Source organism: Pseudomonas sp. TWR1-1-3, from assembly GCF_049896805.1.
GTDB classification, from domain to species: domain Bacteria; phylum Pseudomonadota; class Gammaproteobacteria; order Pseudomonadales; family Pseudomonadaceae; genus Aquipseudomonas; species Aquipseudomonas bubulae.
In genome coordinates this window covers 232,022-257,757 of sequence record NZ_JAFCUZ010000002.1, presented here as the reverse complement: position 1 = coordinate 257,757, position 25,736 = coordinate 232,022, and the positions used below count along the sequence as shown (strand labels likewise).

At 58.8% G+C, this 25,736-nt stretch carries 28 protein-coding genes; 25 read left to right on the top strand and 3 right to left on the bottom strand.

Translation table 11 applies throughout. The annotated features are described in order from the left end of the window. The first annotated feature begins 652 nt into the window (after positions 1-652). From rluC to ACP7BE_RS08655, 3 genes are read left to right on the top strand one after another with little or no spacing between them, the layout of a single operon-like run. A complete protein-coding gene (rluC, locus tag ACP7BE_RS08665; RefSeq protein ID WP_095003150.1) occupies positions 653-1,615 on the top strand; it encodes a 23S rRNA pseudouridine(955/2504/2580) synthase RluC in 963 nt (320 codons plus the stop codon). Then, positions 1,602-2,267, top strand: coding sequence for an HAD-IA family hydrolase (locus ACP7BE_RS08660; protein WP_150629164.1), 666 nt, complete (start codon positions 1,602-1,604; stop codon positions 2,265-2,267). The genes rluC and ACP7BE_RS08660 overlap by 14 nt, the downstream gene beginning before the upstream one ends. A gap of 20 nt (positions 2,268-2,287) precedes the next feature. Next, positions 2,288-3,277: a S49 family peptidase gene (locus ACP7BE_RS08655; RefSeq protein ID WP_095003152.1), complete on the top strand. Its 990-nt coding sequence runs from the start codon at positions 2,288-2,290 to the stop codon at positions 3,275-3,277. Between the two features lie 142 nt (positions 3,278-3,419). Here the strand turns inward: ACP7BE_RS08655 and ACP7BE_RS08650 are convergent, their stop codons facing one another. Continuing rightward, a complete protein-coding gene (locus ACP7BE_RS08650; protein WP_095003153.1) occupies positions 3,420-3,998 on the bottom strand; it encodes a Maf family protein in 579 nt (192 codons plus the stop codon). A 105-nt stretch (positions 3,999-4,103) separates the two neighbouring features. Between ACP7BE_RS08650 and ACP7BE_RS08645 the strand changes: the two genes are divergently transcribed. From ACP7BE_RS08645 to ACP7BE_RS08570, 16 genes are all read left to right on the top strand, one after another. Continuing rightward, positions 4,104-4,631: a YceD family protein gene (locus ACP7BE_RS08645; protein ID WP_016779948.1), complete on the top strand. Its 528-nt coding sequence runs from the start codon at positions 4,104-4,106 to the stop codon at positions 4,629-4,631. 13 nt (positions 4,632-4,644) lie between these two features. Continuing rightward, on the top strand, positions 4,645-4,827 hold the full coding sequence (gene rpmF / locus ACP7BE_RS08640) for a 50S ribosomal protein L32 (protein WP_003442519.1): 183 nt from the start codon (positions 4,645-4,647) through the stop codon (positions 4,825-4,827). 4 nt (positions 4,828-4,831) lie between these two features. Next, the gene (plsX, locus tag ACP7BE_RS08635; protein WP_095003155.1) at positions 4,832-5,842 is read left to right on the top strand and encodes a phosphate acyltransferase PlsX; all 1,011 of its coding nucleotides are present in this window, start codon (positions 4,832-4,834) and stop codon (positions 5,840-5,842) included. Positions 5,843-5,968: 126 nt separating this feature from the next. Next, positions 5,969-6,907 (top strand): ACP S-malonyltransferase, encoded by a 939-nt coding sequence (gene fabD / locus ACP7BE_RS08630; RefSeq protein WP_095003156.1) that lies wholly within the window; start codon positions 5,969-5,971, stop codon positions 6,905-6,907. Positions 6,908-6,923: 16 nt separating this feature from the next. Beyond that, positions 6,924-7,667, top strand: coding sequence for a 3-oxoacyl-ACP reductase FabG (fabG, locus tag ACP7BE_RS08625; protein ID WP_016779951.1), 744 nt, complete (start codon positions 6,924-6,926; stop codon positions 7,665-7,667). A 191-nt stretch (positions 7,668-7,858) separates the two neighbouring features. Next, complete coding sequence (gene acpP / locus ACP7BE_RS08620; protein WP_016779952.1) at positions 7,859-8,095, top strand: acyl carrier protein; 237 nt, start codon at positions 7,859-7,861, stop codon at positions 8,093-8,095. 111 nt (positions 8,096-8,206) lie between these two features. Beyond that, positions 8,207-9,451: a beta-ketoacyl-ACP synthase II gene (fabF, locus tag ACP7BE_RS08615; RefSeq protein WP_426105540.1), complete on the top strand. Its 1,245-nt coding sequence runs from the start codon at positions 8,207-8,209 to the stop codon at positions 9,449-9,451. Further along, the gene (gene pabC, locus ACP7BE_RS08610) at positions 9,451-10,269 is read left to right on the top strand and encodes an aminodeoxychorismate lyase (RefSeq protein WP_095024455.1); all 819 of its coding nucleotides are present in this window, start codon (positions 9,451-9,453) and stop codon (positions 10,267-10,269) included. Before fabF ends, pabC begins: the two co-directional genes overlap by 1 nt. 3 nt (positions 10,270-10,272) lie before the next feature. Beyond that, positions 10,273-11,367 (top strand): endolytic transglycosylase MltG, encoded by a 1,095-nt coding sequence (gene mltG / locus ACP7BE_RS08605; RefSeq protein ID WP_095019643.1) that lies wholly within the window; start codon positions 10,273-10,275, stop codon positions 11,365-11,367. A 12-nt stretch (positions 11,368-11,379) separates the two neighbouring features. Continuing rightward, positions 11,380-12,012, top strand: a complete 633-nt coding sequence (tmk, locus tag ACP7BE_RS08600; RefSeq protein WP_095003159.1) for a dTMP kinase — start codon at positions 11,380-11,382, stop codon at positions 12,010-12,012. Next, positions 12,005-12,991, top strand: a complete 987-nt coding sequence (locus ACP7BE_RS08595) for a DNA polymerase III subunit delta' (RefSeq protein WP_095027232.1) — start codon at positions 12,005-12,007, stop codon at positions 12,989-12,991. Before tmk ends, ACP7BE_RS08595 begins: the two co-directional genes overlap by 8 nt. Positions 12,992-13,024: 33 nt before the next feature. Continuing rightward, complete coding sequence (locus ACP7BE_RS08590; RefSeq protein ID WP_095039428.1) at positions 13,025-13,807, top strand: TatD family hydrolase; 783 nt, start codon at positions 13,025-13,027, stop codon at positions 13,805-13,807. Positions 13,808-14,252: 445 nt separating this feature from the next. Then, complete coding sequence (locus ACP7BE_RS08585) at positions 14,253-14,894, top strand: TetR/AcrR family transcriptional regulator (protein WP_019827947.1); 642 nt, start codon at positions 14,253-14,255, stop codon at positions 14,892-14,894. A gap of 125 nt (positions 14,895-15,019) precedes the next feature. Then, the gene (locus ACP7BE_RS08580) at positions 15,020-15,988 is read left to right on the top strand and encodes a GTP 3',8-cyclase MoaA (RefSeq protein WP_426105536.1); all 969 of its coding nucleotides are present in this window, start codon (positions 15,020-15,022) and stop codon (positions 15,986-15,988) included. A gap of 173 nt (positions 15,989-16,161) precedes the next feature. Beyond that, entirely contained in the window at positions 16,162-16,767 is a 606-nt protein-coding gene (locus tag ACP7BE_RS08575) for a DUF4823 domain-containing protein (RefSeq protein WP_095003163.1), read from the top strand. A 15-nt stretch (positions 16,768-16,782) separates the two neighbouring features. After that, a complete protein-coding gene (locus tag ACP7BE_RS08570) occupies positions 16,783-17,346 on the top strand; it encodes a DUF1285 domain-containing protein (RefSeq protein ID WP_095019648.1) in 564 nt (187 codons plus the stop codon). Between the two features lie 46 nt (positions 17,347-17,392). On the opposite strand, the gene ACP7BE_RS08565 is transcribed toward ACP7BE_RS08570, so the two are convergent. After that, entirely contained in the window at positions 17,393-18,457 is a 1,065-nt protein-coding gene (locus ACP7BE_RS08565; protein ID WP_095003165.1) for an NAD(P)-dependent alcohol dehydrogenase, read from the bottom strand. Positions 18,458-18,636: 179 nt separating this feature from the next. Here ACP7BE_RS08565 and ACP7BE_RS08560 point away from each other — a divergent pair, with 179 nt between their 5' ends. Then, on the top strand, positions 18,637-19,530 hold the full coding sequence (locus ACP7BE_RS08560; RefSeq protein ID WP_426105533.1) for an AraC family transcriptional regulator: 894 nt from the start codon (positions 18,637-18,639) through the stop codon (positions 19,528-19,530). A gap of 155 nt (positions 19,531-19,685) precedes the next feature. Here ACP7BE_RS08560 and ACP7BE_RS08555 read toward each other — a convergent pair whose 3' ends face one another. Further along, positions 19,686-21,350, bottom strand: a complete 1,665-nt coding sequence (locus ACP7BE_RS08555) for an electron transfer flavoprotein-ubiquinone oxidoreductase (RefSeq protein ID WP_095019830.1) — start codon at positions 21,348-21,350, stop codon at positions 19,686-19,688. A gap of 546 nt (positions 21,351-21,896) precedes the next feature. Here ACP7BE_RS08555 and ACP7BE_RS08550 point away from each other — a divergent pair. The 5 genes from ACP7BE_RS08550 (at position 21,897) to ACP7BE_RS08530 (ending at position 25,702) form a co-directional block, all read left to right on the top strand. Beyond that, on the top strand, positions 21,897-22,646 hold the full coding sequence (locus ACP7BE_RS08550; RefSeq protein WP_153327758.1) for an electron transfer flavoprotein subunit beta/FixA family protein: 750 nt from the start codon (positions 21,897-21,899) through the stop codon (positions 22,644-22,646). 2 nt (positions 22,647-22,648) lie between these two features. Continuing rightward, entirely contained in the window at positions 22,649-23,578 is a 930-nt protein-coding gene (locus ACP7BE_RS08545; protein ID WP_016779965.1) for an electron transfer flavoprotein subunit alpha/FixB family protein, read from the top strand. A gap of 136 nt (positions 23,579-23,714) precedes the next feature. Next, entirely contained in the window at positions 23,715-24,533 is an 819-nt protein-coding gene (locus ACP7BE_RS08540; RefSeq protein WP_095002269.1) for a substrate-binding periplasmic protein, read from the top strand. Positions 24,534-24,542: 9 nt separating this feature from the next. Next, entirely contained in the window at positions 24,543-24,899 is a 357-nt protein-coding gene (locus ACP7BE_RS08535) for a DUF4398 domain-containing protein (protein ID WP_095002268.1), read from the top strand. Beyond that, positions 24,896-25,702, top strand: a complete 807-nt coding sequence (locus ACP7BE_RS08530) for an OmpA family protein (protein WP_095002267.1) — start codon at positions 24,896-24,898, stop codon at positions 25,700-25,702. Before ACP7BE_RS08535 ends, ACP7BE_RS08530 begins: the two co-directional genes overlap by 4 nt. Positions 25,703-25,736: the final 34 nt, after the last annotated feature.

Here is a 25,736-nt window from a genome sequence, read left to right as displayed (position 1 = left end):
GTCGGTGTCAGGTGCGTCAGGAGTTGTTGGCCACTCCTGTGTACAGCGAGGTTCGACCCTTGGGGGCGAAGTCGCGACTTACGCTTCCTGCTTGCTGTGGTGCTAATGCACCTCTTAAGCAAAAGTCTGGTCAGGAGGAGGAATCAACCGGCGGCTGTGGACGAGATGAAGCGTCTTGATAAAGCCTATTGCTACACAGTCCGGCGGTTGTGCATCTCCACCCTACACGTATCCCTGATAATTCGGGTGCTGCCGCGCGCAGAATCCGCAGCGGGTTGGCATTTACCGTGTTCTCCAAAGGGGAGTTCACGCATCATGGCTAATAAAGGCGTTGTTTCCGAAGCATTCGCTCGAAATTCCCGAGGCTGACTGCACTTTGTGAACTGGCCGTGAATATCGGCGTAAAAGGCGAGTTTGCACTCTGCTTTCCAGGCTCGCTTCAGGCCTCATGTCACCTGCGCTTGTTACAACTCCAGGTCTTGCGTATCCAGCAAAAGCCCCGTAGGACGGCCTCGCGTCCTGATCAAGAGCGTTGGTCAGGGCCGGTTGTTCACCGTTAATCCTCTGTCCAGGCCGCTTTTGGCGGCGTTCGCGACTATAGCAGCAATGATTAAGTGCTTCAATTCCATAAAAAATTGTTATCATTCACGGCATGACGACGACTACCCCCCCGACCCCCAGCGTCCAGCTGCTTGAGGTCTCGCCGGAATATGCCGGCCAACGCATCGACAACTTCCTTCTTGCTCGGCTCAAGGGTGTTCCCAAGACCTTGATTTACCGCATTTTGCGTAAAGGCGAAGTGCGTGTGAACAAGGGCCGGATCAAGCCCGAGTACAAGCTGCAGGCCGGCGATATCGTGCGCGTGCCGCCGGTTCGCGTGCCTGAGCGCGACGAGCCGGTGCCTGTGGCCCAGGGTTTGTTGCTGCGCCTTGAGGCGGCCATTGTCTATGAAGACAAGGCCCTGATTATATTGAACAAGCCAGCAGGCATCGCCGTGCACGGCGGCAGCGGCCTGACCTTTGGCGTGATTGAAGCCTTTCGTCAGATGCGCCCGGACGTCAAGGAGCTGGAGCTGGTGCATCGCCTGGACCGTGACACGTCCGGCCTGCTGATGATTGCCAAAAAACGCAGCATGCTGCGTCACCTGCACGAAGCCCTGCGCGGCGATGGTATCGACAAGCGTTATATGGCTCTGGTGCGTGGCAACTGGGCGGCGTCCATCAAGCAGGTGCGTGCGCCGCTGATGAAGAGCAACTTGCGTTCGGGTGAGCGCATGGTTGAAGTCAACGAAGACGAAGGCAAAGAGTCGGTCACTGTGTTCAAGGTGCTGCGCCGCTTTGGTGATTTTGCAACCATGGTCGAAGCGCGACCGATTACCGGGCGTACTCACCAGATCCGTGTGCATACCCTGCATGCCGGGCATTGCATTGCCGGCGACAGCAAGTACGGTGATGAGGGGTTCTCCAAGGAAATCCGCGACCTGGGCGGCAAGCGCCTGTTTCTGCATGCCTACATGCTGACCGTGCCGATGCCCGATGGGACTGAAATGAAATTCCAGGCCCCGGTCGATGAAATGTGGGCCAAAACCGTGGAGCGTCTGAGTGCCCCTTACTGAGTACAAGCTGCTCATTTTTGACTGGGATGGCACGCTGGCTGATTCCATTGGTCGGATTGTCACGGCGATGCAGGGTGCGGCGCAACGTGCGGGGCTTCCGGTGCGTGATGCGCAGGCGGTCAAGGGGATTATCGGCCTGGGGTTGCCTGAGGCGATCCTGACCCTTTACCCCGACATGCCCCCGGAGCAGGTGATTGCCTTCCGCCAGCACTATGCCGATATTTATATCGCCATGGATGCCGAGCCTTCGCCGTTGTTTGCGGGAGTCCGGGAATCGCTGGAAGCATTCCGTGCTCAGGGCTATCGTCTGGCGGTGGCCACGGGCAAGGCTCGTCGTGGTCTTGATCGCGTGCTCAAGGCTCACGGCTGGGAGGATTTCTTCGATATCACACGTGCTGCAGACGAGACCGCCAGCAAGCCTGATCCGTTGATGCTCAATCAGATCCTGGCTCATTGCGATGTGTGTCCGCAGCAGGCGTTGATGGTGGGTGATGCGTCCTTTGATTTGCTGATGGCGCGCAATGCGGGTATCGACTCGGTTGCGGTAGGCTATGGTGCTCAATCGATGGAGCGCTTGCTGACGTTCGAGCCCCGGTTGGCAATTGACAGTTTTCCCGAGTTGCGTGCCTGGCTTGATCGCCAGGCTAATTAAGATCTTTGCTGGGGTAGTGCATGGTCGATCAATGGAAGGCGCCCTCTGCGGCTGAAAACACTGTCGGTGGTGACAAAAGCTGGCAGTTGCTGGAAAAAACCCTGTTGGCGGGCATTCAGGAGCAGCGCCGCTCGCGGCGCTGGGGCATTTTCTTCAAGGTGTTGATGTTCTGCTACCTGATTGCGGTGTTGTTGCTGTTTACCCCGTTGGTGAGTATGGAGCGCAGCGCTGTCGGCGGTTCCAGCTACACCGCGCTGATCGATGTGCGTGGTCCGATTGCCGATAAGGAGCCGGCCAGTGCCGACAATCTGGTCACCAGCCTGCAGGCTGCGTTTGACGATCCGCGGGTCAAGGGGGTGGTGCTGCGCATCAACAGCCCGGGCGGCAGTCCTGTGCAGTCGGGTTATGTCTACGATGAAATCCGTCGCCTGCGTGGGCTGCATCCCGATACCAAGGTGTATGCGGTGATTTCCGATCTGGGGGCATCCGGGGCTTATTACATTGCCAGTGCTGCTGATGAGATCTACGCCGACAAGGCCAGTCTCGTCGGGTCGATTGGCGTGACGGCGGCAGGCTTCGGTTTCGTCGGTGCGATGGACAAGCTGGGTATTCAGCGTCGTGCTTACACGTCGGGCGACCACAAGGCGTTCCTGGATCCGTTTGAGCCGGAAAAGCCGGACGAGACCAAGTTCTGGCAGGGTGTGTTGAATGTGACGCACCAGCAGTTCATTGACAGCGTCAAGCAGGGGCGTGGCGATCGCCTGAAAGACAAGGAGCACCCGGAGCTGTTCTCGGGCCTGGTCTGGACGGGGCAGCAGGCGCTGCCGCTGGGGTTGATTGACGGGCTGGGCAATACCAGTTCGGTTGCCCGTGACGTGATCGGCGCCAAGGAGCTGGTGGACTTCACGGTGCAGGAATCGGCTTTCGACCGCTTCTCGAAAAAGCTCGGTGCCAGCGTGGCTGAGCAATTGGCCATGTGGATGGGCTTTCAGGGGCCGACGCTGCGCTGATTGTTGAGTGTTTCAAACAAGCCGGCCTGAAAGAGGGCCGGTTTTTTTATGGCTGGCAAAAAGTTTAGAGGCTCTATGTCGCGTAGCAGCTGCCGAACGCAGCCTTCGTTCCTCGGCAGCTGCTACAGATTGCCAGGCTTATTCATGGCAGGTGTACGCCCTCGGCAAGCAGCATGTCCACCAGTCGGATCAGTGGCAGGCCGACCAGGCTGGTGGCGTCATCGCCTTCGGTGCGCTGAAACAGGCTCACGCCAAGCCCTTCGGCTTTAAAGCTGCCTGCGCAGTCGTAGGGCTGCTCGGCGCGCAGATAGCGTTCGATCTGCTCTGCGCTCAGGCTGCGCATATGTACGGTAAACGGCACGCAATCGGTCTGATAATGGCCGGTCTGGCTGTTGAGCAGAGTCAGGCCGGTCAGGAAGCTGACGCTGGCACCGCTTGCCGTGGTCAATTGCTGGTGCGCTTTTTCGTAAGTGTGGGGTTTGCCGATGATCCGTCCGTCGAGTACGGCAACCTGGTCCGAGCCGATAATCAGATGATTCGGATGGCTGGCAGCCAGCGCGCGGGCTTTTTCCAGCGACAGGCGCTTGACCAGTTCGATGGCGGTCTCGCCTTGATGATGGCCTTCGTCGATATCCGGCGAGCTGCACGTGAAGGGCAGACGCAGGCGAGACAATAAATCGCGGCGATAAACCGAGCTTGAAGCGAGTAATAAAGGTAGCATGCGCGACTCCTGTAGGCAGTTGACGATTCTAATGCTCGTACGCAATGTCGCACAGACACAATTTCCTTTGACACGTGAAGGGGTCCTCCCTAGAATGCTGCGCCTATGTTGAATGACCCGATTCCACCTCACGTTGACCCGCGCAAATTGGCTGATCGTGGCACTACCCTTCAAGGTGAAGTGTTGCTGGCTGATTTGGAGAGACTCTGCGATCCGCTTTCCGACGATGTCGGTACGGTCCAGGCTAAATTTGTTTTTGAGCGCGACGAACGTAGATCTGTGGTAATACACAGCTCCATCGACGTCGAGGTCAAGATGGTTTGCCAGCGTTGTCTTGAGCTGGTCACCCTGCCGATCCACAGCGAATGCAGTTACGCCGTGGTGAAAGAGGGTGCGAATACCCAGTCGTTACCGAAAGGTTATGACGTGCTGGAACTGGGCGAAGATCCATTGGATCTGCATGCACTGATCGAGGAGGAGCTTTTGCTCGCCTTGCCCATTGTGCCTGCTCATCATCCGGAAGAATGCCAGCAGCCGGCGGGTCTCGATGAGCCCGAACCAGGCGAGGACGAGGTAACGCGGTCCAACCCGTTCAGTGTATTGGCGCAGTTAAAGCGTGACCCAAACGTTTAGGAGTTAATCAATTATGGCTGTTCAGCAGAACAAAAAATCCCGCTCTGCCCGTGACATGCGTCGTTCGCACGATGCTCTTTCGGCTAGCACTCTGTCTGTAGAAAAAACCACCGGTGAAATTCACCTGCGTCACCACGTATCGCCAGAAGGCGTATACCGTGGTCGTAAAGTGATCGACAAGGGCGCTGACGAGTAATCACTTGTCCGCTCAGGTCATCGCGATCGACGCAATGGGCGGGGACTTCGGTCCCCGCAGCATTGTTCAGGCCTGTATTGCCTGCCTGTCTGCTACTCCCTCGCTGCATCTGACCCTCGTTGGTCAACCTTCCCTACTTGAATCCCTGATCGCTGGCCATTCGGCTGTGGATCGCTCGCGCCTGTCGATTGTCCCGGCTTCAGAAGTCATTGCCATGAATGAGCGGCCTTCCCATGCCCTGCGCAGCAAGCCGGACTCGTCCATGCGCGTTGCTCTGGAGTTGCTCCGTGATGGCAAGGTGCAAGCTTGTGTCAGTTCCGGTAACACGGGGGCGCTGATGGCCTTGTCCCGGCATGTGCTCAAGACCTTGCCGGGCATCGACCGTCCAGCGATGGTGGCGGCAGTTCCGACCCAGACCGGCTACTGTCAGTTGCTGGATCTGGGGGCGAATGTCGATTGCACGGCCAGTCAGTTGTTCCAGTTTGCGGTGATGGGCTCGGTGGCGGCGCAGGCGCTTGGTGTGCCTCGTCCGCGGGTCGCCTTGCTCAATATCGGTACCGAGGACGTCAAGGGCAATCAGCAGGTCAAGGAGGCGGCGGCATTGTTGCAGGCGGCGCCGGGGTTGCATTACATCGGTTTTGTCGAAGGCGACGGGGTGTATCGGGGCGAAGCTGATGTGGTGGTGTGTGACGGGTTTGTCGGCAACATCATGCTCAAGTCCAGCGAAGGCCTGGCAACGATGATTTCGAGCCGGCTTGAGGCGGTGTTCAGGCGCAACCTGTTCAGTCGCTTCGTGGGCGTGCTGGCATTGCCGTTGATGCGGCGCTTGCAGGCGGATCTGGCGCCGGCGCGGCATAATGGTGCGAGCTTTCTCGGCTTGCAGGGCATTGTGGTCAAGAGTCACGGTTCGGCAGGTGCTCAGGGCTTTCAAAGTGCAATTGAACGTGCGCTGATTGAAATCCATGAAGACCTGCCAAAGCGTTTGTATGGGCGCCTTGAAGGGTTGTTGCCGTAGGCGTTTTAGCGGTCGGGCGCTTAAATGTGACCGCCCGGTCCAATCAGCCATCCAACTGTCAGTTTCTTGCGTCCGCCACGGCAGGACGTCAATTCTCCGACGACAAGATCATTAGGGGCTTGTTACATGTCTACATCCCTCGCATTCGTCTTTCCAGGGCAGGGTTCGCAGTCCCTCGGCATGTTGGCCGAGCTGGGCGCGGCACATCCGCTGGTCCTGGAAACATTTAAAGAAGCGTCTGACGCCCTGGGTTACGACCTGTGGGCGCTGACCCAGGAAGGTCCTGCCGAGAAGCTGAACCAGACTGATATCACCCAGCCTGCCATCCTTGCGGCCTCGATTGCCCTTTGGCGTCTGTGGCTGGCTGAAGGCGGCAAGCGTCCTGACTTCGTTGCCGGCCACAGCCTGGGCGAGTACAGCGCGCTGGTGGCCGCCGAATGCCTGACCCTGGCCGAGGCGGTCAAGCTGGTCGAGCGTCGTGGTCAGTTGATGCAAGAGGCCGTACCGGCCGGGCAGGGCGCCATGGCGGCGATCCTGGGTCTGGAAGATGCCGATGTACTGGCTGCCTGTGCTGAAGCTGCGCAAGGCGAAGTGGTCAGCGCGGTCAACTTCAACTCGCCGGGTCAGGTCGTGATTGCCGGGGCCAAGGCCGCTGTCGAGCGCGCCATGGAACTGTGCAAGGCCAAGGGCGCCAAGCGTGCCTTGCCGTTGCCGGTAAGCGTACCGTCGCACTGCGAACTGATGCGTCCAGCTGCCGAGCGTTTTGCCGAGTCCATTGAAGCGATCGACTGGAAAATGCCGGCCATTGCCCTGGTGCAGAATGTCAGCGCCGCGGTGGCAGCCGATTTGCCAACCCTCAAGCGCGATTTGCTTGAGCAGCTGTACAAGCCTGTGCGCTGGGTTGAATCGGTTCAGGCCCTGGCGGCCAATGGTCCGGTTGACCTGGTCGAGTGCGGTCCGGGCAAGGTCCTGGTGGGCATCAGCAAGCGCTGTGCCGAAGGCGTTACCACTCACAATTTGAATACCCCGGATGCCTTCGCCGCTGCGCGCTTGGCTCTGGTCTGAATCAGGAGAAGCCTGCATGAGCTTGCAAGGTAAAGTTGCACTGGTAACAGGCGCAAGCCGTGGCATTGGCCAGGCTATCGCGTTGGAGTTGGGTCGTCAGGGCGCCATTGTCATTGGTACGGCGACTTCCGCTTCCGGTGCCGAGCGCATCGCTGCCACCCTGAAAGAAAACGGTGTTCAGGGCACTGGCATGGAACTCAACGTGACCAGCAATGAATCGGTTGCTGCGGTACTGGCGAGCATTCAGGAGCAGTTCGGCGCGCCGGCGATCCTGGTCAATAATGCCGGTATCACCCGTGATAACCTGATGATGCGCATGAAAGATGACGAATGGCATGATGTCATCGACACCAACCTGAACAGTCTGTATCGCCTGTCCAAAGGTGTTTTGCGCGGCATGACCAAGGCCCGTTGGGGACGAATTATCAATATTGGCTCTGTTGTGGGTGCCATGGGCAACGCTGGCCAAGTAAACTACGCCGCCGCCAAGGCAGGCCTTGAAGGTTTCGGTCGTGCTCTGGCACGTGAAGTGGGCTCTCGCTCGATCACTGTCAACTCGGTCGCTCCAGGTTTTATCGACACCGATATGACCCGTGAGCTGCCAGAAGCACAGCGCGAAGCCTTGCAGACGCAGATTCCGCTGGGCCGTCTGGGCCAGGCTCAAGAGATCGCAAACGTGGTCGCTTTCCTGGCATCCGACGGTGCAGCCTACGTGACCGGGGCTACAATTCCGGTCAACGGCGGGATGTACATGAGTTAAATGTGACGGATTGCTTCAAAAAAATGTCATACGAGCTGTCTAAAATCCGTTATAAAGCTGCAATCTTTTTATAGGTGGCCGGTTGTTGCGGGGTGAGTGCAAAGCTTTCAGTTGAAAAACCGAAAAGGCTTTCGATACACTTGCCCACTGGCCAGCTGCCTGAATTTGTCCATTAGGAGTGAAAACAAGGTATGAGCACCATCGAAGAGCGCGTCAAGAAAATCGTTGCCGAGCAACTGGGCGTTAAAGAAGAAGAAGTGACCAATGCCGCTTCCTTCGTTGAAGACCTGGGTGCCGACTCCCTTGACACCGTTGAGCTTGTGATGGCTCTGGAAGAGGAATTCGAGACTGAGATTCCTGACGAAGAAGCTGAAAAGATCACTACTGTACAAGCAGCAATCGACTACGTTACTAGCCACCAGGCGTAATAGTTTGTAATCGTTGCTCGCTGTCATGGAAAAACCGCACTGCCGCTCTGGCGTGCGGTTTTTTCTTTAGGTGTGATGCAAAGTGTCGTCAATAGAATAAAGGAGAGTGCTGTGTCGCGTAGACGCGTCGTAGTCACCGGTATGGGGATGTTGTCGCCACTGGGTGCGGATGTTCCGAGCACCTGGCAAGGCATTCTGGCAGGCCGTAGTGGCATTGGTCTGATCGAACACACGGATCTTTCTGCCTATTCCACCCGTTTTGGCGGCTCGGTACAGGGCTTTAACGTTGAGGACTACCTCTCCGTCAAAGAAGCCCGAAAACTTGACCTGTTTATTCAATACGGTCTGGCAGCCGGGTTTCAGGCTGTGCGCAATTCCGGCCTGGAAGTTACCGACGCCAATCGTGAGCGCATCGGTGTGGCAATGGGGTCGGGTATTGGCGGTCTGACCAATATCGAAGAAACCAGCCGTACCCTGCACGAGCAAGGCCCGCGACGGATTTCTCCGTTTTTTGTGCCGGGCTCGATCATCAACATGATTTCCGGCTTTCTGTCTATCCACCTGGGTACACAGGGGCCTAACTACGCCATCGCCACAGCCTGTACCACCGGTACGCACTGTATTGGCATGGCGGCGCGCAACATTGCCTACGGCGAAGCCGATGTGATGATTGCAGGTGGCGCAGAAATGGCTGCTTGCGGTCTGGGCATGGGCGGCTTTGGTGCTTCCCGTGCGCTGTCGACCCGCAACGACGACCCGACCCGGGCCAGCCGTCCGTGGGACAAGGGCCGTGACGGTTTTGTGCTGTCCGACGGTGCCGGCGCGCTGGTGCTCGAAGAGCTCGAGCATGCCAAGGCGCGTGGCGCGACCATCTACGCCGAGCTGATCGGTTTTGGTATGAGCGGTGACGCTTTCCACATGACCTCGCCTCCGGCTGACGGTGCGGGTGCGGCACGCTGCATCACCAATGCCTTGCGTGATGCCCGGGTCAACCCTGATCAGGTGCAGTACATCAACGCCCACGGCACCTCGACGCCTGCCGGTGACCTGGCAGAAGTTTCGGCGATCAAGTCGGTGTTCGGCGATCACGCCTACAACCTGGCCGTGAGTTCGACCAAGTCCATGACCGGTCACCTGTTGGGTGCCGCCGGTGCAGTCGAGGCAATCTTCAGCGTACTGGCCATCAACAGCCAGATTGCGCCGCCGACCATCAACCTCGATGAGCCTGATGAGGGCTGCGACCTGGATTTCGTGGCGCACACGCCGCGCGAAATGCCGATCGATGTGGTGCTGTCCAACTCGTTCGGTTTTGGTGGCACCAACGGCTCGCTGGTGTTTCGCCGGTACGCCGAGTAATGCAAAGCTGGGTCGACGGTCAACCGGCGAGCGCCCTGGCGTCGCTTAAAGACCGTGGGCTGGCCTATGGCGATGGACTGTTCGAGACCATCGCCGTCAAGGCAGGCACGCCGTTGCTGCTGGAGCTGCACCTGCAGCGCCTGGCGCAAGGGTGTTCCCGGCTGGCGATTGTTGCGGATCAAGCACTGATCCGCAGCGAATTGCTGGCTTACGCCCACGCGATGGGCGAGGGCGTCCTCAAGCTCATCCTGACCCGCGGCGACAGCCAGCGCGGTTATGGTATATCCCCCGGGGCCATGCCTCGAAGAATTCTGCAAGCCAGCCCGGCGGCTGCCTGGCCTGAAGCCAATGCGCTGCACGGTATCACCCTGTTCGACTGTGCCACCCGTCTGGCCGAGCAACCGCTATTGGCCGGGCTCAAACACCTCAATCGACTTGAACAGGTCATTGCGCGCTCCGAATGGCAAGACCCGGCCTGTGCCGAGGGCTTGATGCGCGATACCTCGGGGCGGGTGATTGAAGGTGTGTTCAGCAATCTGTTTATTGTGCGTGACGGCGTTTTGCTGACTGCCGACCTGCGCCGCTGCGGTGTGGCTGGCGTGATGCGGGCTGCACTGCTGGCCGAGGCCGGGCGCCTGGGCATCCCTTGCCATGTTACCGATATCAGCCTTGCGCAGTTGCAACAGGCCGATGAACTCTTTCTCTGCAACAGCGTATATGGCATTTGGCCGGTGCGCGCTTTTGCAGACCTTAGCTGGCCGGTGGGGCCGCTGACCCGTAAACTGCAAGGTATTGCTCGCACCTTACTGGATGTCTGATTCGTGAAACGTAAAATCTTGGTGCTGCTGGAGACAGGTCTGGTGCTGGCGGGCTTGCTGCTGGGCGTCAGTGCCTGGAAGCTCAACTCGGCGCTCGACCAGCCGCTGAACCTGACGCAAGAGCAATTGCTCGATGTCCCGGCCGGCGCCACGCCGACTGGCACGTTCAATCGACTGGAAGCTGACGGTACCCTGCAAGACGCATTCTGGCTGCGTCTTTACTGGCGCTTTAACCTTGAAGGCCAGCCTTTGCACAGCGGCGAATATCGCATGACTCCGGGCATGACCGCCCAGGAGTTGATCGGTGTGTGGCAGCGTGGTGAGGTGGTGCAATACAGCCTGACTCTGGTTGAAGGCTGGAACTTTCGCCAGGTGCGTAGCGCCCTGGCCAAACACGAAAAAATCGAACAGACCCTCGACGGCCTGAGCGACAGCGAAGTCATGGCCAAACTCGGGCACGAAGGGGTATTCCCGGAAGGGCGGTTTTTCCCTGATACCTACCGTTTTGTGCGTGGGATGACCGATGCCCAGTTGCTGGAAAAGGCCTACGATCGTCTGGATAAAGTGCTGGCCCAGGAATGGGAGCAGCGTGACCCGGGCGTACCCTATACAACGCCATACCAGGCGCTGATCATGGCTTCCCTGGTGGAAAAAGAAACCGGCGTGCCACAAGAGCGTGGGCAAATTGCCGGAGTATTTGTGCGTCGGATGAAAATCGGCATGCCACTGCAAACCGATCCTACGGTGATCTACGGTCTGGGTGAGCGATACAACGGCAAACTGACCCGCGCCCATTTGCGCGAGCCTACGCCGTACAACACCTACACCATTCCCGGTCTGCCGCCGACACCGATTGCCATGGTCGGGCGTGAGGCCATTTATGCCGCACTGCACCCGGCGGATGGCACCAGCCTGTACTTTGTGGCCAAGGGCGATGGCAGCCACACGTTTTCCGATGACCTGGATGCGCACAACTCTGCTGTGCGTGAATTCCAGATCAAACGTCGGGCCGATTATCGTTCGAGCCCTGCGCCGACCCCCGCTGCTGAACCGGCAAGCGCCCCGGTCGAGCCGCAAAGTCCGAAAGACACTGATTAAGGATTGCCGCTTGTGACTGGCTTGTTTATTACCTTGGAAGGCCCCGAAGGCGCGGGCAAAAGTACCAATCGCGAGTACCTGGCAGAGCGTTTGCGCGCCGCAGGCATCGACGTGGTGCTGACCCGCGAACCTGGCGGCACGCCGCTGGCCGAGCGCATCCGCGAGCTGCTGCTCACGCCCAGCGACGACGCTATGTGTGCCGATACCGAGCTGTTACTGGTGTTCGCTGCCCGCGCCCAGCATCTGGCCGAAGTCATTCGCCCGGCGCTGGCCCGTGGTGCAGTAGTGCTGTGTGATCGCTTTACCGACGCCACCTATGCCTATCAGGGCGGTGGCCGGGGCTTGCCCCGTGAGCGCATCGCCACCCTGGAGACCTTTGTTCAGGGAGCTCTGCGCCCGGATCTGACCCTGGTGTTCGATCTGCCAATCGAAGTCGGCATGGCCCGTGCCAGTGCCCGCGGTCGCCTCGACCGCTTTGAGCAGGAAGGCCGCACCTTCTTTGACGCCGTGCGCAGTACCTACCTTGAACGTGCCAGGCTTGAGCCCGGGCGCTACCGCCTGATCGATGCCGCACAAACCCTGGAGCAGGTGCAGGGCCAGCTCGACGCCCTGTTACCGCAATTGCTGGGCATGCACCGTGGCTGAGGCTTATCCGTGGCAAGACGGCCTGTGGCAGCAGATGGCCGGGCGCGCGCAGCACGCTCATGCCTACCTGCTGCACGGCCCGGCGGGCATCGGCAAGCGGGCGCTGGCCGAGCGGCTGATGGCCAGCCTGCTGTGCAAGCAGCCGGTCGGGCTTGAGGCTTGCGGTACGTGCAAGTCCTGTTCGTTGCTGGCGGCGGGCAGTCACCCCGACAACTACATTCTTGAGCCTGAAGAGGCTGACAAGGCGATCAAGGTTGACCAGGTGCGTGATCTGGTCAGTTTTGTGGTGCAGACCGCCCAGTTGGGCGGGCGCAAGGTGGTGCTGGTCGAGCCGGTGGAGGCGATGAACATCAACGCCGCCAACGCCTTGCTCAAAAGCCTTGAAGAACCCTCGGGCAACACTGTCTTGCTGTTGGTCAGTCATCAGTCCAGCCGGTTGCTGCCGACCATTCGCAGCCGCTGTGTGCAGCAGGCCTGCCCGTTGCCAAGTGAAGCGCTGAGCCTTGAATGGCTGGCCCATGCGCTGCCCGATACCCCTGAGGCCGAGCGGGTCGAATTACTGACTCTGGCAGCCGGTTCCCCCCTGGTGGCCGTCAAGCTGCAGGCTCAGGGTGTGCGCGAGCAGCGTGCGGCGGTGGTTGAGGGGGTTAAAAAACTGCTCAAGCGCGAGTTGTCGGCCAGTCAGTTGGCTGAAAGCTGGAAAGCCATCCCGCTGCTGTTGCTGTTTGACTGGTTTTGCGACTGGTCGAACCTGATCCTGCGCTATCAACTGACTCAGGACGAAGCCGGTCTCGGGCTGGAGGACATGCGCAAAGTGCTGCAGTACCTGGCGCAGAAGACTGCGCAGGACAAAGTCCTGACTATTCAGGACTGGATTCTTGCCCAGCGCCAGAAGGTCTTGAGCAAGGCCAACCTCAACCGTGATCTGTTGCTTGAAGCGTTGCTGGTGCAGTGGGCAGGCCTGCCCGGCCAGCGCTGATCTGACTGAATTGATAAACAGGTAATTTTTTGTATGCTGGTTGACTCCCATTGCCATCTCGATCGTCTTGATCTGAGCGCCCATGACGGCTCGCTGGATGCCGCCCTTGAGGCTGCGCGCCAACGTGGTGTCGGGCATTTTCTATGCATTGGCGTAAGCGCCGACAACGCGGCCGATGTCAAAGCCCTGACTGAGCGCTATGCCGATGTGGACTGCTCGGTGGGCGTCCACCCGCTGGACGTACAACCCGGTGCCGCACCGGCGCTTGACTGGCTGTTGGGCGAGTTGAATCACCCACGGGTGGTGGCCATTGGTGAAACTGGCCTGGACTACCACTACGAGCCTGAAGCAGCCGATTTGCAGCAACTGTCGTTCAGGGTTCACCTGGAGGCGGCACAACAGACCGGCAAGCCGGTGGTGATCCACACCCGCGGTGCCCGCGCCGATACCCTGGACATGTTGCGTGAGGCAGCGTTGCCGCAGGCCGGTGTGCTGCATTGCTTTACCGAAGACTGGGACATGGCCAGGGCGGCGCTGGACATGGGTTACTACATCTCGTTGTCGGGGATTGTGACCTTTCGCAATGCTGATGCCCTGCGCGATGTGGCCCGTCAGGTGCCTGCCGACCGGCTGCTGGTGGAGACCGACTCGCCTTACCTCGCCCCGATCCCCCATCGTGGCAAGCCAAACCTGCCGCAATACGTGCGTGAAGTGGCTGAGTTTTTGGCGATGTTGCGCGGTGAGTCCTACGAACGCTTTGCAGAGCAAACCACCGAAAACTTCAAGCGCCTGTTCCCGCTGGCACGGGTCAGATGATTGCGTGGCTTTGAGGGGGCGGGCTTGCTCGCGATGGGATCGCTGCGGTGTGTCTGCTAAACCGAGTGCCTGTATCGCGAGCAAGCCGGTTCCTACAGGTTTGGCGTTTAACTGAACAGCAGGCAAAAAAAACCCGGGCTCTGGGGAATCCGGGTTAAGACCATTAGGAGTAAAACAAAGGCACACATTCCATTGCGGCCAATATCGGCGCAGCACTTTGGGGGGGATGTCACGCCGACATGATAAGTATTGGTCAGCTTTGTCGAACGTCCAGCCGCAGCTGATCGTTTTTTAAACAGATTTGGAATACCCCAGCTTCGCTTGAGTGCTCATCTAATCGTGGGTAAATCGTTTGAACCCATCGATATGCAGGATGATCCGTGCAATTTAGCGTGACTAATGCATAATACTCCGCTTCGATTTTGACCCGAACAGACCTTTTCTTATGCACAAAGAACCCCGTAAGGTCCGTGAGTTTCGTCGCCGTGAGCAAGAAATTCTCGATACCGCGCTCAAGCTGTTCCTCGACCTGGGTGAAGACAGTGTCACCGTCGAGATGATCGCTGATGCCGTGGGTATCGGCAAAGGCACGATCTACAAGCACTTCAAGTCCAAGGCCGAAATCTACCTGCGCCTGATGCTCGATTACGAGCGCGATTTGAACGAGCTGCTGCATTCCGCCGATGTGGATAAAGACAAGGAGGCGCTGTCCCGTGCCTACTTTGAGTTCCGCATGCGCGACCCGCAGCGCTACCGATTGTTTGATCGCCTTGAAGAGAAGGTGGTCAAGGGCAATCAGGTGCCTGAACTGGTCGAAGAGCTGCACAAGATCCGCGCTTCCAACTTTGAGCGCCTGACCCTGCTGATCAAGGGCCGCATCAGCGAAGGCAAGCTCGAAGACGTGCCGCCTTACTTCCATTATTGCGCGGCCTGGGCCCTGGTGCATGGTGCGGTGGCGCTGTATCACTCGCCGTTCTGGAGCAATGTGCTGGAAGATCAGGAGGGCTTTTTCCAGTTCCTGATGGACATCGGCGTGCGCATGGGCAACAAGCGCAAGCGTGACACCGACACCCCGGCAGTCGAGTAACCACAGCCTGTATTTGCCTTCATGGCTTATGGCCTTGAGGCTTATACTCAGGCTTGGGTCTTGCCAAAACCTGATTTATGAGTCAGGTTTTGCAGCGACCCATTTCCCCCGCGCCGGAGTCATTCATGATCGTTGATCGCCAGGGCAGACGTTTTCGCAATTTGCGGATCAGCCTGACTTCAGCCTGCAACTACGCCTGCACTTACTGCGTACCCAACGGTAAACGGCTGGTGGCGGCACAGGATGAGCTGTCGGCCGAAGCCATGGTGCGCGGCGTGGCCTATCTGATCGAAGCTGCAGGCATCGAGCGCTTGCGCATCACCGGCGGTGAGCCGCTGATCAGCCCCAAGCTCGACACCTTTATGCGTGATGTCGGCCGGCTCGGTCTGGGTGATATCAGCCTGACTACAAATGGCCAATTGCTTGCGCGCAAACTGCCGTTGCTGCTGGACGCGGGCATCGCTCGCATCAACGTCTCCCTCGATACCCTTGACCCAGAAGCATTCCGCCGCATTGCCCGGGGCGGAGACCTGGCAACGGTGCTCGATGGCATGCAACAGGCGCGTGCGGCCGGGATCAAAATCAAGGTCAATATGGTGCCGCTGCGCGGGCAGAACCTGGATCAGGTCATGCCGCTGCTGGAGTACTGCCTTGAGCGTGGTTACGAGCTGCGTTTTATCGAGCTTATGCGCATGGGGCACCTGGCCAGTGATGGCAATGCTTTCCTGCAGCAGTTCGTCAGCCTGCAGCAGTTGTTGGCGCTGATTGGCGAGCATCATGAATACCTGCAGGCTGATGCGCCCATCGACGCCACAGCGGTGCGTTACCAGATTCCCGGGCACGGGTATTTCGGCGTGATTGCCAACGAAAGCGTGCCGTTTTGCCGGACCTGCTCGCGGTTGCGGTTGTCGTCCACGGGGTGGCTGCATGGTTGCCTGTCATCGAGCAATCGCCACTATGTGGGTGATCTGCTGAACAAGCCGCGCCACGAGGCATTGCCAGCGCTGCAAGGTTTATTGATGAAAGCCCTGGGCGACAAACAGGACGTGGCTTTCTCGGGCGGCGCTACGGTGATGAAAATCATCGGCGGCTAACAATCTGTGTGGGAGCGGGCTTGCCTGCGGTGCTGGCAACCCGGTCTTGCTGATCCACCGAGTTGATGCCATCGCGGGCAAACCCGCTCCCACAGGGGAGGAGGGTGTTGGCGCGTAATCTGCATCTCGGGGCTATTCGCCGGTTTTTTGTCATCGGCTTTCGGGAGAGCGGGATGCGTGGTCTGATTGTGTTGCTGGCTTTTTTGGCGCTGGGCGGCTGCATGAGCGTCAGTGATCTGGGCGAGGGCGCGCGCTATCAAATGAGCGACGCCGGTTTGCTCGATCACAGCAATACACGTCGCAGCAATTCGCTGCGCATTCAGCCTGATTCCTTTATTTATATCGCCCAGGGGCCTTTTGCACCGATCGGCGATCCGTATGTGCGGCCCAATATCGTTGCCGAAGAAGCTTTCAACGGTTTTGTCGAATACTTCCCCATGGTGCGCCGGGCCAAGGAGCCGGTGGGGCTCGATCAGGCGATGACCGAAGCGCGTAATTTTGGCGCCCACTACCTGTTGTACACCCGCTTTGCCCGGGCCGATGACCGCATCGGCAACAGCGACGAATGGCTCGATCAGGAGGAAATCAGCCGCCTGGGCATCGACAGTGGGGTGATCCAGCTGATGTTGATCGAAACCAGCACTCAGTACCTGATCGACACCGCCACCATTCGCAGCCGTGGCGGTTTGCTGACGTTCCATGACAACAAGCCCGCCGACCTGATCGGCCCGCCGCTCGCCAAGTACGCCCGCAGCTTGATAGGCTTGAGCGATCAATAAGTCGAGGAGAGCACCATGAGCGAGCCGGTAGACGTCAGCAATTTGCTGGCGCAAATCCCCAGGGCCGACAAGGGGCTGCCGCCCGTTCATTTGTGGGATACCGCCTTTTGCGGGGACATCGATATGCGTATCGCCCGTGATGGCACCTGGTATTACATGGGTACGCCGATCGGTCGCAAGCCAATGGTCAAATTGTTCTCGACCATCATTCGTCGCGATGGTGATGAATATTTTCTGATCACACCGGTCGAAAAGGTCGGCATCAAAGTGGATGACGCGCCTTTTGTAGCGGTCGCTCTGGACGTGGAAGGGGTGGGGGAGCAGCAAGTGCTGCGCTTTACCACCAATGTCGATGAGTCGGTCAGCGCTGGCAGCGAGCACCCGCTGCGCTTCGTCATTAACCCCGAGACCCAGGAGCCTGCGCCTTACCTGCATGTACGGCGTAACCTTGAAGCGCTGATCCACCGCAATGTGTTTTATCAGTTGATAGAACTGGCGGTGGTTGCTGAAATCGATGGGCAAAACTGGCTGGGCGTGTGGAGCGCTGGCGAGTTTTTCCCGATAGGGCTTGAGCCCTAGGCCCAGTGATTGTGGGAGCGGGAAACCCGCTCCCACAAAGACGCATTTAGGCCTTCAGCGTTTTCATATCGATCACAAAGCGGTATTTCACATCGCCTTTCACCACGCGCTCAAAGGCTTCGTTGATGTTTTTGATGTCGAGCATTTCGATATCGCAGGTAATACCGTGTTCGGCGCTGAAATCGAGCATTTCCTGGGTTTCGGCAATGCCGCCGATCAGCGAGCCGGCCAGTACGCGACGCTTGAACACCAGGTTGAAGGCGTTCAGTGCCGGCTCGACCGGCTCGATCAGGCCCACCAGAATGTGTACGCCGTCAAAGGTCAGGGTTTCGAGGTACGGGTTCAGGTCGTGCGGCACCGGAATGGTGTCCAGCAGGAAGTCGAAGTGCCCGGCAGCGGCTTTCATCTGCTCGGCATCGGTGGACACGATCACATGGTCGGCGCCCTGGCGACGCGCTTCTTCAGCCTTGGCTTCGGAGCGGGTGAACAGGGTCACTTCAGCGCCCAGAGCCTTGGCGAACTTGATGCCCATGTGGCCCAGGCCGCCCATACCCAGAATACCGACCTTGTCGCCCGCTTCCACGCCGTAGTGAACCAGAGGCGAGTAGGTGGTGATGCCGGCGCACAGCAGGGGTGCGGCGCTGGCCGGGTCGAGATTTTTCGGAATGCTCAGTACGAAGTGTTCGCTGACAACCATCTTGTCCGAGTAACCGCCCATGGTCAGGGTGCCGTCGATGCGGTCCGGGCTGGCGTAGGTTTGGGTCATGCCTTCCAGGCAGTATTGCTCCAGGTCTTCCTGGCAGGCCGAGCAGGTGCGGCACGAATCAACCATGCAGCCCACGCCGACCAGATCGCCGACCTTGTGTTTGGTAACTTTGTCGCCAACGGCGGTGACCTTGCCGATGATTTCATGGCCCGGCATCAGCGGGTAAGTCGCGAAGCCCCAGTCATTGCGCGCCTGGTGGATGTCGGAGTGACAGACACCGCAATACAGCACTTCGATCGAGACGTCGTCCGGTCGCGGTGCGCGACGGTTGAACGGCATGGGCGCCAGTGGGGCCTTGGCATTCTGGGCGGCATAACCGATAGCGTTATAAGTAACAGTGGACATGAGAACCTCGCGAAACGTTGACTGTGAACAGGGCGCAATTTTGCGCTTACATGTCTTTCAGGACTATGACGATTCCTCCGTCTGTCATGCCTAATACTCCGGATTGACGGGGTGGCTGCCATTTTATTGACCAATTCTGCGAAGATGCGGCTGTCTATTCCTCCTGCGAACCTTTCTCCATGCTTTTGACCCGTCACCGTGACGAGAACGCCACTCTGGTGTCTCTGATCGAACCTCTGGCGACACAAACCGGTTTTGTGTCGACCTTGTTGCCCGAAGTCCGGGTGGTTTCTGCCTGTCGGGTAGTAGCCCGAATGCCGCAGATTTATGAGCCTAGCCTAATGGTGATTGCTCAAGGCAGTAAGTTGGCCTATCTGGGCCAGCGCACCCTGGAATACGGTGCCGGACATTATCTGGTGCAGGCGCTGGCGGTGCCTTTTGAGTGTGAAACCTTCGCTTCGGAAGAAATGCCATTGCTGGGTGTTGCTATCAGCATCGACCGAGCGGTACTGGGCGAGTTGGTACTGGCCATGGGCCTGGCCCCTGACCGCAGTGCAGTTGCACAAACTCCGGAGTCGATGACCTCGGCGGTGCTGGATGACGATATGCGCCAGGCGGTCGAGCGCCTGTTGCGTTGCCTGCACGACCCTCTGGAGTGCCGGATCATGGGGCAGGCGAGGTTGCGCGAGGTGCTGTTCGCGGCCTTGCGGGGGCCGCAGGCGGGTGTGTTGCGGGCTTTGGTTGAGCAGCAAGGGCAGTTTGCCCGGGTGGCGGCGTCATTGAGCTACTTGCATGAACACTTCGCACAGCCGCTGAATGTCGAGATATTGGCCCGTTGCGCGAATATGAGCGCGTCGACCTTTCATGAGCATTTCAAGCGCAGCACCTTGTTGTCGCCGGTGCAGTATCTCAAGCGGTTGCGGCTGTTGCGGGCGCAGCAGTTGCTATTGAGTGAGGGGCTGGGGGTGGCGCAGGTGGCGGAGCGGGTGGGCTATCAGAGTACGTCGCAGTTCAGTCGCGAGTACAAGCGCTACTTCGAACGCAGTCCCGGTCATGAAGGGGTGGGGTGCTAGCCAGCCGGTGTGACGGGCGTGGTGTGGGAGCGGGCTTGCTCGCGATGCGCACAGCGCAGTCTGTCAGGCAAACCTGGGCGATCCCATCGCGAGCAAGCCCGCTCCCACAAATCCGGGGGCAATAAAAAAGGCCCCCGAAGGAGCCTTTTTTAGACTTACATGTTCGGGTAAGTCGGCCCGCCGCCACCTTCCGGGGTTACCCAGGTGATGTTCTGTGACGGGTCCTTGATGTCACAGGTTTTGCAGTGCACGCAGTTTTGCGAGTTGATCTGGAAGCGCTTCTCGCCGCTTTCCTGGGTGATCACTTCGTACACACCCGCCGGGCAATAACGCTGAGCAGGCTCGTCGTAGAGCGGCAGGTTGACGCTGATCGGGATGCTCGCGTCGCGCAGCTTGAGGTGGCAAGGCTGCTCTTCTTCGTGGTTGGTGCTGGAGATGAATACCGAGCTGAGCTTGTCGAAGCTGAGTTTGCCGTCCGGCTTCGGGTAGTCGATCTTTTTGCAGTCCTTGGCCTGTTTGAGGCAGGCGTAGTCAGGCTTGGTGTCGTGCAGGGTGAACGGCAGTTTGCCGCCGAAGATGTTCTGATCAAGCCAGTTGAAACCACCGCCCACGATAGGGCCGAACTTGTGCAGTGCCGGACCGAAGTTGCGGCTGGCGAACAGTTCGTCGAACAGCCAGCTGGCCTTGAAGGCCTCAACGTAGGTGTTCAGTGCATCACCGCCTTCGGAGTCGGCGAGCAACGAGTCAGCCACGGCCTCAGCTGCGAGCATGCCGGACTTCATCGCGGTGTGGCTGCCTTTGATCTTGGAGAAGTTCAGGGTGCCCAGATCGCAACCGATCAATGCGCCGCCGTTGAAGATCATTTTCGGCAGCGAGTTCAGGCCGCCTTTGCAGATGGCGCGAGCGCCATAGCTGATACGTTTGCCGCCTTCCAGGTACTGCTTGAGCACCGGGTGATGCTTGAGGCGCTGGAATTCGTCGAATGGCGACAGGAAGGTGTTGCTGTAGGACAGATCAACGATCAGGCCGACAACTACCTGGTTGTTCTCCAGGTGATACAGGAAAGAACCGCCGGTGTTTTCGCTGCTGATAATGTCCAGCGGCCAGCCGGCAGTGTGCACCACCAGGCCTGGCTGGTGTTTGGCCGGGTCGATTTCCCAGATTTCTTTCAGGCCGATACCGTAGTGTTGGGCATCTGCGTCGCTGTCGAGCTTGAAGCGCTCGATCAGTTGCTTGCCCAGGTGACCGCGGCAGCCTTCGGCGAACAGGGTGTACTTGCCACGCAGTTCCATGCCCGGGGTGTACAGGCCTTCCTTGGGGTTGCCTTCGCGGTCAACGCCCAGGTCGCCGGTGATGATCCCGCGAACCACATTGTTTTCGTCGAATAGCACTTCTTGAGCAGCGAAGCCCGGGTAGATTTCTACACCCAGGTTTTCGGCCTGCTGTGCCAGCCAGCGGCACAGGTTGCCCAGGGAGATGATGTAGTTGCCTTCGTTGTGCATGGTTTTCGGCACAAACAGGTCTGGCACCTTGGTCGCGGTGCTGTCGCTGCGCAGTACATAAATATCGTCGCGGGTAACGGGAGTGTTGAGCGGAGCGCCGAGCTCTTTCCAGTCCGGGAACAACTCGTTCAGGGCGCGAGGTTCAAAGACCGCACCGGACAGGATATGAGCACCGACTTCGGAGCCTTTTTCAACCACGCAGACGCTGATTTCTTTACCGGCTTCGGCGGCCTTCTGCTTCAGGCGGCAGGCGGCGGACAAACCGGCAGGGCCGGCGCCGACGATGACCACGTCGAATTCCATGTATTCGCGTTCCACAGGTTCTCTCCTACTCAAGGCTCAACGGTATTTTTCTAATTGGAGGTTTGGCGTTTCATCCATTATTCCCTCGACGCAGGCCAAGGACGCAATGGATGAGGCGCCGCTCTCTCTATGAGGTCGGGCATTATATCTACACCACTGGCAGGGTCCAATACAAACGTTTGTTTGAATTCACTGCAACCCAGACAAATCAAAGACGCGCGGCTTAAAACTGGCCCATTTGCTGTATTGACCGCAAATGGTGTTCCGGTCAAGATACGGTCGGTTTTGCGCTCGCCGTAGGCTGATTGTCGGTTTCAAGAGCACCTCTAAAGACAGGGCACAGGCATGAGCCAGTGGGAGCCTGCCATTTTTGCAGCGGAGTTTACACGTCCTTTTGGTGGATGACTTGTTAGTCACATCGGACAGACGGTCGCAGGGGCAGTCGCTGGTACCCGTCTATTAATAAGGCAACGATCTTTGGAGGTGCCCTTGTGCTGACGAGCATCAACCGCCAGGTTCGCCTAGGCGACTTTCTTTTCACCGGAGAGTAACGAGGAATCCATGAAGGTTCTTGTAGCTGTCAAACGAGTGGTCGATTACAACGTTAAAGTGCGCGTCAAAGCGGACAACTCCGGCGTTGACCTCGCCAACGTCAAGATGTCGATGAACCCCTTCTGCGAAATCGCCGTGGAAGAAGCCGTACGCCTGAAAGAGAAAGGCGTTGCGACTGAAATCGTCGTCGTCTCCATCGGCCCGACCACCGCTCAGGAACAGCTGCGTACCGCGCTGGCGCTGGGTGCTGATCGCGCCATTCTGGTCGAGTCCGCCGAAGACCTGACCTCGCTGGCCGTGGCCAAGCTGCTCAAGGCCGTTGTCGACAAGGAACAGCCACAGCTGGTGATCCTGGGCAAACAGGCCATCGACAGCGACAACAACCAGACTGGCCAGATGCTGGCTGCGTTGACCGGTTTCGGTCAGGGCACGTTCGCGTCCAAGGTTGAAGTGGCAGGTGACAAGGTTGCCGTGACCCGTGAAGTAGACGGCGGCGCGCAAACTGTTTCGCTGAAATTGCCGGCGATCATCACCACCGACCTGCGTTTGAACGAGCCGCGTTATGCGTCCCTGCCAAACATCATGAAAGCCAAGAAAAAGCCGCTTGAAGTACTGACGCCAGACGCGTTGGGTGTTTCGACTGCTTCGACCAACAAGACCCTGAAAGTGGAAGCCCCGGCTGCACGCAGCGCGGGTATCAAGGTCAAGTCGGTGGCTGAACTGGTCGAGAAACTGAAAAACGAAGCGAAGGTAATCTAATCATGACTATCTTGGTAATCGCAGAACACGACGGCAAGGCACTGGCTCCGGCCACGCTGAACACCGTAGCCGCTGCCGCCAAAATCGGTGGCGACATCCACGTTCTGGTTGCAGGCCAGGGCATTGGCGCTGTAGCCGAAGCAGCTGCGCAGATCGCTGGTGTGGCCAAAGTTCTGGTTGCTGATAACGCGGCCTACGCCCATCAGTTGCCTGAAAACGTTGCGCCATTGGTTGCAGAGCTGGGCGCTGGCTACAGCCATATCCTGGCTGCAGCTACTTCCAACGGCAAAAACATCCTGCCGCGCGTTGCTGCGCAACTGGACGTTGATCAGATCTCCGAGATCATTTCGGTGGTTAGCGCCGACACCTTCACTCGTCCGATTTACGCCGGTAACGCCATTGCCACCGTACAGTCCACTGCGCCGGTCAAAGTGATCACCGTACGCGCCACCGGTTTCGACCCGGTTGCTGCGCAAGGTGGTTCGGCAGCGGTTGAAGCGGTTGCAGCGGTTCACGATGCAGGCACTTCGTCGTTTGTTGGCGAAGAGCTGGCCAAGTCGGACCGTCCTGAGCTGACCGCAGCCAAGGTTGTGGTTTCTGGCGGCCGTGGCATGCAGAACGGTGACAACTTCAAGCTGCTGTACACCCTGGCTGACAAGTTGGGCGCTGCTGTTGGCGCATCCCGCGCCGCTGTGGACGCAGGCTTTGTACCCAACGACATGCAGGTTGGCCAGACCGGCAAAATCGTTGCGCCACAGCTGTACATTGCGGTCGGTATTTCCGGCGCGATCCAGCATCTGGCCGGGATGAAAGATTCCAAGGTGATCGTTGCGATCAACAAGGACGAAGAAGCACCGATCTTCCAGGTGGCCGATTACGGCCTGGTAGCGGACTTGTTCGAAGCTGTGCCTGAGCTGGAGAAACTGGTTTAATCCAGTTGCTTCACTTATAAAGGGCCCGGTTACCGGGGCGTGGGGAAGGGTAGGGCACTCAGTGTCCTGCCTGTTTTCACAGCCCGGGTAGCCGGGCTTTTTAATGCCTGTCAATTGTGTGGAGGGAGTGTAGGGTATGGATATGCGTCAGATCAGCAGGCTGCTGGCAGGGTTGGTATTTTTGCCATTGCTGTCCGAGGCGGCGGGCAAATGCGAACGCCTGATCGTCACCGGCAGCCCCGATGCCCCGCCTTACCTGTGGCGTGATCCGGCCGACCCTGCCCATTTGATCGGCGCCAGTGCCGACCTGATCCAGCAGGCTGGCCACGAGCTGGGGATCAAGGTTGAAGTGCTCTATGGCGGCAAGCGTGCCCAGGCCCATGACGAGGTTCGTACCGGGCGCATGGACTTGCTGCTCGATGCTCCGCTGACCGTGGCCGGGCTTTCTTCCTTCGATTACATCCACCCGCCGCTGGTGCGCAACGATTATCTGGTGTGGACGCGCAAAGATTCTCCCCTGATCTACGAAACGCCCGCAGACTTGCATGGGCACAAGGGCGCGGTCTCGGAAAAGGCCCGTTTAAGCGAAACCTTCAATGAGTTTGCCCGTCATCAACTGACCCTGGAGCCCCAGCCCGGGTTGACCCAGGCTTTTCAGAAGCTGCTGCTGGGGCAGGCCGAGTATGTACTGGCCGGTCGTTATGCCGGTATGGTCACTGCGCAAACCCTGGGCATCGCCGATGATTTGCTGGCACATCCGCAACCTGTCGATCAGCCAGGGCTGTTTTTGGCTGTTTCCCATGACTCAGCCTGTAATGAGCCGTGGTTGCGCGGACAGCTCGCCAAAAAGATGACAGAATTGCCCGCCTCCGGCCTGACCGAGGCGGTAGTGCAACGCAATCTGGAGCGGTGGAAAACCCAGCTGCAACAACCGCTCAGCGCCCCAAAACAGTAGGAATCCCTAGTGACAATTCGACCTCTTTTCGCTGCCCTGGCCGTTGTGGCTCTGGCGGGGTGTGCAGCCGATCCTGCGCCGAATGAACAATTGCGTTTGACCGAGCAGGCCCTGGAGCAAGCCAAGGCGGTGGGTGCAAAAGCCGATGACCTGGCCGAGCTTAAACAAGCCGAAGACAAGTTGGCCCAAGCGCTGGCCGATATGGCAGATGAATCTTACAAGGACGCGCGCATGCAGGCCGAACAGGCGGAGCTTGACGCCCGCTTGGCTGAAGCTCGTGTGCTGACGCAAAAAAGCCAGGAACAATTGAACGTGCTCAATACCCGTATCGCGCGCTTGCGCAAACAACTGGCGGAGGCGCAATGAGCCTCAAGTCCGCAGCTTACATGGGGGCGCTGGCTATCGGCCTGAGCGGTTGCACCGGCCATCACAACAGCCAGCAGGCCTTGCAGCAGGCCGGTACGGACTTCCAGGCCGTCAAGGAAGATACCAATGTATTGCGCATCGCTCCCAAGGACGTGATCCGCTCCGGTGAGTCCCTGGCGCGTGCTGACCGGTTGTCCAGCTATTGGGGCAGCGGTGATGACGTTGCGCATTACGCCTACTTGAGCCAGCGTTACAGCGAAATCGCCCGTGAGCACACCCAGCAGGTGCTGAATGAAGAGCGCGCGGCCAAGCTCGAGCTGGAGCGTCAGCGACTGCAACTGGCCTTGCGGGAGGCCAAGCTGTTAAGCGTTCAGCAGCAGGGCCAATGGCTGGAAGAGCAAATCGTCAGCCTGGCCACGACCCAGACCGATCGTGGCCTGGTCATGACCCTGGGTGACGTGTTGTTTGATACAGGCGAAGCCGATTTGAAAAATTCGGCCAACCGCACGGTGCTCAAACTGGTGCAGTTTCTGCAACTCAACCCCAAGCGCATTGTGCGGATTGAGGGTTACACCGACAGCACGGGCGGCACGGAGGATAACCTCAAGTTGTCCATGGCCCGTGCCCAGGCAGTGGCGGATGTGCTGATCGACCTGGGTATCGACGAGAAACGCATCCAGGTGGAAGGTTATGGCGACCAGTACCCGGTGGATGTGAACGCCAGTGAGCGCGGCCGGGCCCAGAACCGTCGTGTTGAAATCGTCTTCTCGGACGAAAAAGGCCAGTTGGGCGCCGCTCGCTAAAACCGGGATTTGCCTGGACTGTGGGAGCGGGCTT

Coding starts and splice junctions, on each gene's coding strand:
- rluC (WP_095003150.1), top strand. CDS start 653: ATGACGACGACTACCCCCCCGACCCCCAGCGTCCAGCTGCTTGAGGTC.
- ACP7BE_RS08655 (WP_095003152.1), top strand. CDS start 2,288: ATGGTCGATCAATGGAAGGCGCCCTCTGCGGCTGAAAACACTGTCGGT.
- ACP7BE_RS08650 (WP_095003153.1), bottom strand. CDS start 3,998: ATGCTACCTTTATTACTCGCTTCAAGCTCGGTTTATCGCCGCGATTTA.
- ACP7BE_RS08645 (WP_016779948.1), top strand. CDS start 4,104: ATGTTGAATGACCCGATTCCACCTCACGTTGACCCGCGCAAATTGGCT.
- rpmF (WP_003442519.1), top strand. CDS start 4,645: ATGGCTGTTCAGCAGAACAAAAAATCCCGCTCTGCCCGTGACATGCGT.
- fabD (WP_095003156.1), top strand. CDS start 5,969: ATGTCTACATCCCTCGCATTCGTCTTTCCAGGGCAGGGTTCGCAGTCC.
- fabG (WP_016779951.1), top strand. CDS start 6,924: ATGAGCTTGCAAGGTAAAGTTGCACTGGTAACAGGCGCAAGCCGTGGC.
- acpP (WP_016779952.1), top strand. CDS start 7,859: ATGAGCACCATCGAAGAGCGCGTCAAGAAAATCGTTGCCGAGCAACTG.
- pabC (WP_095024455.1), top strand. CDS start 9,451: ATGCAAAGCTGGGTCGACGGTCAACCGGCGAGCGCCCTGGCGTCGCTT.
- ACP7BE_RS08590 (WP_095039428.1), top strand. CDS start 13,025: ATGCTGGTTGACTCCCATTGCCATCTCGATCGTCTTGATCTGAGCGCC.
- ACP7BE_RS08585 (WP_019827947.1), top strand. CDS start 14,253: ATGCACAAAGAACCCCGTAAGGTCCGTGAGTTTCGTCGCCGTGAGCAA.
- ACP7BE_RS08580 (WP_426105536.1), top strand. CDS start 15,020: ATGATCGTTGATCGCCAGGGCAGACGTTTTCGCAATTTGCGGATCAGC.
- ACP7BE_RS08575 (WP_095003163.1), top strand. CDS start 16,162: ATGCGTGGTCTGATTGTGTTGCTGGCTTTTTTGGCGCTGGGCGGCTGC.
- ACP7BE_RS08570 (WP_095019648.1), top strand. CDS start 16,783: ATGAGCGAGCCGGTAGACGTCAGCAATTTGCTGGCGCAAATCCCCAGG.
- ACP7BE_RS08565 (WP_095003165.1), bottom strand. CDS start 18,457: ATGTCCACTGTTACTTATAACGCTATCGGTTATGCCGCCCAGAATGCC.
- ACP7BE_RS08560 (WP_426105533.1), top strand. CDS start 18,637: ATGCTTTTGACCCGTCACCGTGACGAGAACGCCACTCTGGTGTCTCTG.
- ACP7BE_RS08550 (WP_153327758.1), top strand. CDS start 21,897: ATGAAGGTTCTTGTAGCTGTCAAACGAGTGGTCGATTACAACGTTAAA.
- ACP7BE_RS08545 (WP_016779965.1), top strand. CDS start 22,649: ATGACTATCTTGGTAATCGCAGAACACGACGGCAAGGCACTGGCTCCG.
- ACP7BE_RS08540 (WP_095002269.1), top strand. CDS start 23,715: ATGGATATGCGTCAGATCAGCAGGCTGCTGGCAGGGTTGGTATTTTTG.
- ACP7BE_RS08530 (WP_095002267.1), top strand. CDS start 24,896: ATGAGCCTCAAGTCCGCAGCTTACATGGGGGCGCTGGCTATCGGCCTG.